The organism is Microbacterium sp. 69-10, assembly GCF_001897945.1.
In the GTDB taxonomy this organism is placed as follows: domain Bacteria; phylum Actinomycetota; class Actinomycetes; order Actinomycetales; family Microbacteriaceae; genus Microbacterium.
The window spans coordinates 127,892-135,305 of record NZ_MKRT01000023.1; the positions used below are offsets into that span (position 1 = coordinate 127,892).

Here is a 7,414-nt window from a genome sequence, read left to right on the forward strand (position 1 = left end):
GTCTTCGGCCAAAAGGGATTCCTCCTGCGCCTCCGCGCTCATTCGGGCTAGCGCAGGCTCGTCAGCAATGTCGATTCTCGGGCACGTATGTCACACGGCACGTTGTGCGAACTGCTCACGGGGACGACGAGCCAGGGAGGCGATCCCCGTGATCGTCGCCGACGGGCTTCTTCGTCGGCGACCCCATCGACGTTACCGGAAGATAACGATTCTGTCACCCTCCGAACCTGGCAATCCGCCGGGCGGACGGAGAAAGGTTCTCCGATCAGGCGTTTCCGCCGACCAGGAAGATGTGCGACGCCAGCTCGACCGGCAGTTCCAGACCCTCTTCCCGGCCCTCCATGCGGATCAGGACGTAGCCCTCGTTGTACCGGTAGTCCCCTCGGGCGCCCGGGACGACACCGGCGTCGCGCAGCTGCTCGAGCAGCTCGGGATCCACCTGAGCGGGCTCGGCGAGGCGTCGGACGGTGCCCTCGATCGGCTCTCCCGCGGCGTCCAGCTTCTTGACCAGTCCGATCACTCCGTCGTCGAAGGAGCGCGTCGGGACGTCGCCGAGCTGGTCGAGTCCGGGGATCGGGTTGCCGTACGGCGACTCCGTCGGGTGTCCGAGCAGCTCCACGAGACGACGCTCGACCTGCTCGCTCATGACGTGCTCCCAACGGCAGGCCTCATCGTGCACATACGCCCAGTCGAGGCCGATCACGTCGGAGAGCAGCCGCTCGGCGAGGCGATGCTTGCGCATGACGTCGACGGCCTTGCGGCGGCCGGCGTCCGTGAGCTCGAGCCGCCGGTCCTCGGAGACGACCACGAGGCCGTCGCGCTCCATGCGACCCACGGTCTGCGACACGGTGGGGCCGGAGTGCCCGAGGCGCTCGGAGATGCGGGCGCGCAGAGGCACGATGTTCTCCTCCTCGAGTTCGAGGATGGTGCGGAGATACATCTCGGTCGTGTCGATCAGATCGGTCATGCGGGCCCTCCGGAGGTTCTTAGGCAAGCCTACCTTTTCGCAGGAGCTCGTCGCCGTCATGCGGATGGGAGGGCACCGGATACCGCCCTACAATCGACCCATGGCGATCGAGATCCCCCGAGAACTCCTGCCCGTCGACGGACGCTTCGGCTGCGGTCCGTCCAAAGTGCGCCCCGCGCAGGTCGAGGCGCTCGCCTCGGTCGGAGAGAGTCTGCTGGGCACGTCCCACCGCCAGCTGCCCGTCAAGAACCTGGTCGCGAGCGCGCGTGAGCGCCTCTCCACCCTGTTCCGCCTTCCCGACGGATACGAGATCATCCTCGGCAACGGCGGATCCACCGCGTTCTGGGACGCCGCGGCCTTCGGGCTGATCGAGCGCCGCAGCCAGAACCTGGTGTTCGGCGAGTTCGGCGGCAAGTTCGCCAAGGCGGCTGCGGCGCCGTGGCTGGAGGCGCCCGATGTGCGCAACGCGGAGCCCGGGTCGCTGACCTCGGCCGAGGTCGTCGAGGGCATCGACGTCTACGCCTGGCCGCACAACGAGACCTCCACCGGCGTGGCCGCCCCCGTGCAGCGCATCGCCGCAGAGGCCGCGCTGACCGTGATCGACGCCACCAGCGCCGCCGGAGGCATCGACTTCGATGTGACGCAGGCCGATGTCTACTACTTCGCGCCGCAGAAGAACCTCGGCTCCGACGGCGGCCTGTGGTTCGCCGCCGTCTCCCCCGCCGCCATCGAGCGCATCGAGCGCGTCGCAGCATCCGGCCGGTACATCCCGGAGTTCCTCAGCCTGAAGAACGCGCTGGACAACTCGCGACTGAGCCAGACCCTGAACACTCCGGCGCTCACCACTCTGCACCTGCTGGACAGCCAGCTCGCATGGATCCTGAACCACGGCGGACTGGAGTGGGCGGCCGCCCGCACGGCCGAGTCGTCCGGCCTCCTGTACGACTGGGCGGAGGCGACGTCGGTCACCACCCCGTTCGTCGTCGACCCGGCTCACCGCTCCCCCGTCGTCGCGACCATCGACTTCGACGGCGTCGATGCGGCGGCCATCGCCAAGACGCTGCGCGCCAACGGCATCGTCGACACCGAGCCCTACCGCAAGCTCGGCCGCAACCAGCTGCGCATCGCGACGTTCGTGTCGATCGAACCCGACGACGTGCGTCAGCTGATCCGCTCGATCGAGTTCGTGCTCGAGCACCAGGGCTGAGCCCCGGAGCGCGGAACGCCCGCACCGACCGTCAGGTCGTGCGGGCGTTCTCCGTCGTCGGGGTCACTCCTCCTCGTCGGAGTCGTCACCGTCCTCCGAGTCGTCGTCGCCCTCCGAGTCGTCCTCGGAGTCGTCGTCCTCGTCGGATGCCTCGGCGTCCGCGTCGAGCTCATCGATGTCGACGCCGTCGAGGTCACCGGCATGCAGCAGGTCGCTCTCCTCGTGGTCGTCGTCCTCGTCCTCGTCGGACTCGTCGGATTCCTCGTCATCGGACTCATCGGAGTCGTCGGAGTCCTCGTCCGCGTCGTCGCCAGCGGCGGCAGCCTGCTCGGCGAGCTCCGCCTGGTGAGCGCGGTACTCGGCCAGTCGCTCGGCCCACGGCACCCAGTCCGGCGCCAGGAGGGCGCTCTCGCCTGGCATCAGTTCGACCTCGAGCACCGTCGGCTCCTCGCCGTCGACCTGGGCGACCGAGACCGTCCAGTACCAGCCCGGGTATCCGGGGAGCCGGTTCTCGAAGCGCAGCGAGACCGCGCCGCTCTCCTCGACGGAGTGACCCGCCGCCGGGCCCACAGTGGAGGCCGGGGTGATCTCGTGCAGTGCGGCGAGCGCGAGCTCCCGCGTCGCCGAGGCGAGTTCGTCAGGCGTCGAGGTCATCAGCGACCTTGCGGAGCACGGCGGGCAGAGCCCGGCTGGTGGGACGGCCGTGGCGCAGGTCCGCGCTCGCGTCATCGAGCATCTTCATCAGGTCCTCGATGATCACGGCCATGTCATGGGCGTTCGCGCGCGGAGTCTTCGCTCGCGCCGGCGGTGCGTCCAGCACGCGCACGGAGAGGGCCTGCGGGCCACGGCGGCCGTCGGCGAGACCGAACTCCACGCGGGAGTTCTTCTTCACGGAGACGCCTGCAGGAAGGGCAGAGGCGTGCAGGAAGACGTCCTGGCCGTCATCGGATGCGATGAAGCCGAACCCCTTCTCGTCGTCGTAGAACCTGACCTTGCCGGTGGGCATGGGAGAACCTCGCTGAGTGTCGCTGTCATGAACCGTCGCGCGGCGGCGCGACCCCTCCAGCCTACCCGTGCACCCGGTGCGGACGCTCGATCCCGTGCAACCGCCCAGGCGATACGCTGGAGTGTGATGAGCACGCACGACGACAGCAGCGGCACCTCAAACGGTCTGCTCGATCGCATCCTGGCATACACGGCCCTGGCGCTGACCGCGGCGTCCATCATCTGCTTCTTCGCGATCCCCATCGGCACCGCCACCGGCATGCAGCAGAAGGACTTCGGACAGGGCGCCTGGCCCTTCATCGCGGCGCTGCCGCTCTACGGACTCCCCGTCGCGTTCCTGATGATCATCACGCTGCTGATCATCACCTTCATCCGCAGGGGACGCGCGAACACGCGCCGCTGAGTCGAGCATGAGCACCCACGCGCGCCCGCTGGCCGACAGGCTGGCCGCGGTGAGCGATGCGCGGCTGGCCGAGCTGCTGCGCAGCCGTGGGGTGCGCCCCGATGCCGAGTGGTCGGACTTCTTCGACGCCGCGGAGGCGCTGCTCGAGCCGGGCTCGATCGAGCGCGGACTCGCGGCGCTCACCCGGGCCGAGGCGCGCTCCCTGATGGCCGCCGTCGCGGGCGAGGCGGATGCCGGCGAGCTGACCATGCTCGCCGAACGAGGTCTCGTCGACGACGGAGGCCGGGTCCCGGCGCCGGTCGCCGTGGCGGTGACCGCGCACCCCCCGGTGCCGGAACTCGATCCGGTCGAGGAGGTCCCGGGCCGCGTCGGCCCGCGCCGCAGAGCGCGCGTTCACGACCGTGGGCGCGCTGGCCGACCTGCTGCTGGCCGCCAGGACCACGCCGCTGGCGCTGGTCGGCACCGGCGCGCTGAGCGCCACGGAGAAGCGCAGGTTCGCCCCCGGCGATGATCCGGACGAGCTGCGCGAGATCGCCGACCTGACCGGGCTCGCGCACGCCGTCGACCGGGAGTTCCGTGTGACCGCCGCCGCCGAGCGCTGGCTGGACTCGTCGTTCGCGGAGCGCTGGAGCATGCTGGCCGACCGCTTCCGGAAGGCCCTGCCCGCGGGCATCCGCTCAGGGGGCGGATGGCTGCCCATCGGGATGTGGGCCGACGCCCACCCCTGGGACGAGACCTGGCCGGCACGAGCAGACATTCTTCGTCACCTGGCGACGCTGCTCGGTCTGCGCACGCCCGACGACGCGGAGCCCGCCTGGGCGCGGCGACTGCGCGAGGGCGCCGAGCCGGACACCGCGGACCTCGAGGTGCTGCTGCCCACGGAGGTGGATCGGCTGTTCCTGCAGAACGACCTGACCGCCATCGCGCCGGGGCCGCTGCAGCCCGCACTCGACAATCGCCTGCGCGGCATGACCGAGCACGAGTCCGGCGCGCAGACGTCGTACCGGTTCACCGCCGACTCGGTGGCCGGCGCGCTCGTCGACGGCGAGACCGAGCAGAGCATCCTGTCGTTCCTGCGGGAGATCTCGCTCACCGGTCTCCCGCAGCCCCTCGAGTACCTGGTCGCGCAGGCCGCGGCGCGGCACGGACTGGTCAGGGTCGGCCCGGACGCGACCGGTGGCACCGCCGTGTCGAGCACGGATGAGAACCTGCTGCAGGCCATCGAGGTCGACCGCAATCTGCGCCCGATGGGCCTGGTCCGCGACGGCGACCGGCTGGTCTCGCGCGTCAGCGCGGAGACCGTCGCCTGGGCGCTGGCGGATGCCCGCTATCCGGCGACACTGGTGGACCGCGACGGCGCGACGGTGGCGGCGCTGCGCCGCCGGGTCGCACCGACCGCGCCGGCGGAGCCTCCGACGTACGCGACGCTCATCGCTCGGCTGCGGGCGCACCGCGGCCCGGACGCGGATGCCGCGTGGCTGGACCGCGAGCTGGAGGCCGCCGTCCGCGCCCGCGCGCTCATGCTCGTCGAGGTCGCCATGCCGGACGGTTCGAGCCGGGAGCTGACGCTGGAGGCATCCGGGATCGGCGGCGGGCGTCTGCGCGGTCGCGACCACGCCGCCGATGTCGAGCGGACGCTGCCGGTGCGCAGCATCCGGTCGGTGCGGGTGCTATAGAGCTGAGCCGAGCCCCTCCCGGACGTCGCCGGTAGACTGGTCTGCTATGTCTGATGGCCCCCTGATCGTCCAGAGCGACCGCACCGTGCTGCTCGAGGTCGCGCACGCCGATGCCGAGACCGCGCGTCATGAGCTGGCGATCTTCGCGGAGCTGGAGCGCGCCCCCGAGCACATCCACACCTATCGGATCACGCGGCTGGGGCTGTGGAACGCCCGCGCGGCCGGTCACACGGCCGACGACATGCTGGAGACCCTGGACCGCTGGTCCCGCTTCCCGGTGCCGCCGTCGGTGTCGGTCGATCTGCGTGAGACCGTGGACCGCTACGGCCGTCTCGTGATCGAGCGGGATGACGAGGGCGCTCTGATCCTGCGCTCGGACGACGCGGCTGTGCTCACCCAGGTGGCGGGCAACAAGCGCATCCAGCCGCTGCTGATCGGTCACCCGACCCCGCAGAGCTATGCGATCGACGCCTGGGCACGCGGCCAGATCAAGCAGGAGCTGCTGAAGATCGGCTGGCCCGCCGAGGATCTCGCGGGCTACACCCCCGGGACCCCGCATGAGATCGAACTGGCCGAGGACGGCTGGGCGATGCGTCCGTACCAGCGGCAGGCGGTCGACGCGTTCGCGCACGAGGGCTCCGGAGTGGTCGTCCTCCCCTGCGGCGCGGGCAAGACGATCGTCGGCGCAGGCGCGATGGCCGCGACCGGCACGACGACGCTGATCCTGGTGACCAACACCGTCTCGGCGCGCCAGTGGCGCGACGAGCTGCTGAAGCGCACCTCGCTCACCCCGGACGAGATCGGCGAGTACTCCGGTCAGGCCAAGGAGGTCAAGCCGGTCACCATCGCGACCTACCAGATCCTCACCGCCAAGAGGAAGGGCCAGTACGCGCACCTCGCTCTTCTGGATGCCCTGGACTGGGGCCTCATCGTCTACGACGAGGTGCACCTGCTGCCGGCGCCGGTGTTCAAGCTCACCGCCGACCTGCAGGCGCGTCGCCGCATCGGCCTGACCGCGACCCTGGTGCGCGAGGACGGCCGCGAGGGCGACGTGTTCAGCCTCATCGGCCCCAAGCGGTTCGACGCCCCCTGGAAGCAGATCGAGGCGCAGGGCTTCATCTCCCCCGCCGCCTGCTACGAGGTGCGGGTGGACCTCCCGCCGAGCGACCGCCTGGAGTACGCCGCGGCCACGGACGACGAGCGGTACCGGCTCGCGGCATCCGCGCCTGCGAAGATCACGGCCGTGCGCGAGCTCATCGCCAAGCACCCGGACGAGCGGATCCTGGTGATCGGACAGTACCTCGACCAGCTCGAGGAGCTGTCCGAGGCGCTGAACGCCCCGCAGATCACCGGTGCCACCCCCGTGGACGAGCGCGAGGAGCTGTACCGGCAGTTCCGCGAGGGCGAGATCTCGCTGCTGGTCGTGTCGAAGGTCGCGAACTTCTCGGTGGACCTGCCGGAGGCCTCGGTCGCGATCCAGGTCTCGGGCTCGTTCGGCTCCCGCCAGGAGGAGGCGCAGCGGCTGGGACGCCTGCTGCGTCCCAAGCAGTCGAACCACACCGCCAGCTTCTACACCCTGATCGCCCGCGACACGGTCGACCAGGACTACGCGCAGAACCGGCAGCGGTTCCTCGCCGAGCAGGGGTACAGCTACACGATCATGGATGCCGTCGACCTGGCGGCCTGAGTCAGTCGCGCGGCTCCTCGCCGGGCCTCAGCCCGCATCGCCAGCACGGCGAGGACAGATCGTCGAGCAGTGCACCGCACTCCGGGCACACCTTCGAGAGCCAGCAGGCGCTGTCGCCGCCCTCGAACTCGGACATGTCTCGGATGCTACCCCTGCGGGACCGGCATAGGCGCGGGAAGTCGCATCGTCCGGGTGCGCACGAGCCCACGCCGCCGCTGCATCCACTCGATGATCCCCGCGTACGCGACCATCGTGATCGCCGCGGTGAGCACGTCGACCGGCGATCCGGTCGTGGCGTTCGCGTCGGCCAGCCCGAAGGCGCCGAGCAGGAACGCCGAGACATTGTTCACCGCATGGAGCGCGATCGCCGACTCCAGGCCGCCGGTGCGCCACACCAGCCAGGCGGCGGTGAGCGCGAACACGCCGACGCTGAGGAGCCCCCACACGTCGTAGAGGTGCCCGAACACGA

Annotated in this window: 10 protein-coding genes; 5 read left to right on the forward strand and 5 right to left on the reverse strand. The window is 70.5% G+C overall.

Translation table 11 applies throughout. From position 1 onward, the window contains the following. Positions 1–265 precede the first annotated feature (265 nt). Positions 266–967: a metal-dependent transcriptional regulator gene (locus BGN97_RS10835; protein ID WP_292701183.1), complete on the reverse strand. Its 702-nt coding sequence runs from the start codon at positions 965–967 to the stop codon at positions 266–268. Between the two features lie 100 nt (positions 968–1,067). Here BGN97_RS10835 and serC point away from each other — a divergent pair, with 100 nt between their 5' ends. After that, the gene (gene serC / locus BGN97_RS10840) at positions 1,068–2,174 is read left to right on the forward strand and encodes a phosphoserine transaminase (RefSeq protein WP_292701185.1); all 1,107 of its coding nucleotides are present in this window, start codon (positions 1,068–1,070) and stop codon (positions 2,172–2,174) included. Positions 2,175–2,237: 63 nt separating this feature from the next. Here the strand turns inward: serC and BGN97_RS10845 are convergent, their stop codons facing one another. Together BGN97_RS10845 and BGN97_RS10850 are read right to left on the reverse strand one after the other, a co-directional pair. Beyond that, complete coding sequence (locus tag BGN97_RS10845) at positions 2,238–2,828, reverse strand: DUF3027 domain-containing protein (protein ID WP_292701188.1); 591 nt, start codon at positions 2,826–2,828, stop codon at positions 2,238–2,240. Then, entirely contained in the window at positions 2,812–3,180 is a 369-nt protein-coding gene (locus BGN97_RS10850) for a cold shock domain-containing protein (protein ID WP_292701191.1), read from the reverse strand. The genes BGN97_RS10845 and BGN97_RS10850 overlap by 17 nt, the downstream gene beginning before the upstream one ends. Positions 3,181–3,306: 126 nt before the next feature. Here BGN97_RS10850 and BGN97_RS10855 point away from each other — a divergent pair, with 126 nt between their 5' ends. Genes BGN97_RS10855 through BGN97_RS10870 form a run of 4 tightly spaced genes read left to right on the forward strand, consistent with a single transcriptional unit; the run spans position 3,307 to position 6,945 of the window. Further along, positions 3,307–3,582: a multidrug ABC transporter ATPase gene (locus BGN97_RS10855; protein ID WP_292701194.1), complete on the forward strand. Its 276-nt coding sequence runs from the start codon at positions 3,307–3,309 to the stop codon at positions 3,580–3,582. A gap of 7 nt (positions 3,583–3,589) precedes the next feature. After that, complete coding sequence (locus BGN97_RS10860; protein ID WP_292701196.1) at positions 3,590–4,093, forward strand: hypothetical protein; 504 nt, start codon at positions 3,590–3,592, stop codon at positions 4,091–4,093. Continuing rightward, positions 3,984–5,258: a helicase-associated domain-containing protein gene (locus BGN97_RS10865; RefSeq protein ID WP_292701197.1), complete on the forward strand. Its 1,275-nt coding sequence runs from the start codon at positions 3,984–3,986 to the stop codon at positions 5,256–5,258. Before BGN97_RS10860 ends, BGN97_RS10865 begins: the two co-directional genes overlap by 110 nt. A gap of 46 nt (positions 5,259–5,304) precedes the next feature. Next, positions 5,305–6,945, forward strand: coding sequence for a DNA repair helicase XPB (locus BGN97_RS10870; protein ID WP_292701200.1), 1,641 nt, complete (start codon positions 5,305–5,307; stop codon positions 6,943–6,945). Between the two features lies 1 nt (position 6,946). Here BGN97_RS10870 and BGN97_RS10875 read toward each other — a convergent pair whose 3' ends face one another. Together BGN97_RS10875 and BGN97_RS10880 are read right to left on the reverse strand one after the other, a co-directional pair. Beyond that, complete coding sequence (locus BGN97_RS10875) at positions 6,947–7,081, reverse strand: hypothetical protein (RefSeq protein WP_292701203.1); 135 nt, start codon at positions 7,079–7,081, stop codon at positions 6,947–6,949. A gap of 10 nt (positions 7,082–7,091) precedes the next feature. Next, a partial coding sequence (locus tag BGN97_RS10880; protein ID WP_363331426.1) for a CPBP family glutamic-type intramembrane protease occupies positions 7,092–7,414 on the reverse strand: 323 nt, incomplete at its 5' end.

Excerpts from the sequence above, each read along its gene's own strand:
- BGN97_RS10855 (WP_292701194.1), top strand. The coding sequence starts at position 3,307 with ATGAGCACGCACGACGACAGCAGCGGCACCTCAAACGGTCTGCTCGAT.
- BGN97_RS10860 (WP_292701196.1), top strand. The coding sequence starts at position 3,590 with ATGAGCACCCACGCGCGCCCGCTGGCCGACAGGCTGGCCGCGGTGAGC.
- BGN97_RS10875 (WP_292701203.1), bottom strand. The coding sequence starts at position 7,081 with ATGTCCGAGTTCGAGGGCGGCGACAGCGCCTGCTGGCTCTCGAAGGTG.
- BGN97_RS10845 (WP_292701188.1), bottom strand. The coding sequence starts at position 2,828 with ATGACCTCGACGCCTGACGAACTCGCCTCGGCGACGCGGGAGCTCGCG.
- BGN97_RS10870 (WP_292701200.1), top strand. The coding sequence starts at position 5,305 with ATGTCTGATGGCCCCCTGATCGTCCAGAGCGACCGCACCGTGCTGCTC.
- BGN97_RS10850 (WP_292701191.1), bottom strand. The coding sequence starts at position 3,180 with ATGCCCACCGGCAAGGTCAGGTTCTACGACGACGAGAAGGGGTTCGGC.
- serC (WP_292701185.1), top strand. The coding sequence starts at position 1,068 with ATGGCGATCGAGATCCCCCGAGAACTCCTGCCCGTCGACGGACGCTTC.
- BGN97_RS10835 (WP_292701183.1), bottom strand. The coding sequence starts at position 967 with ATGACCGATCTGATCGACACGACCGAGATGTATCTCCGCACCATCCTC.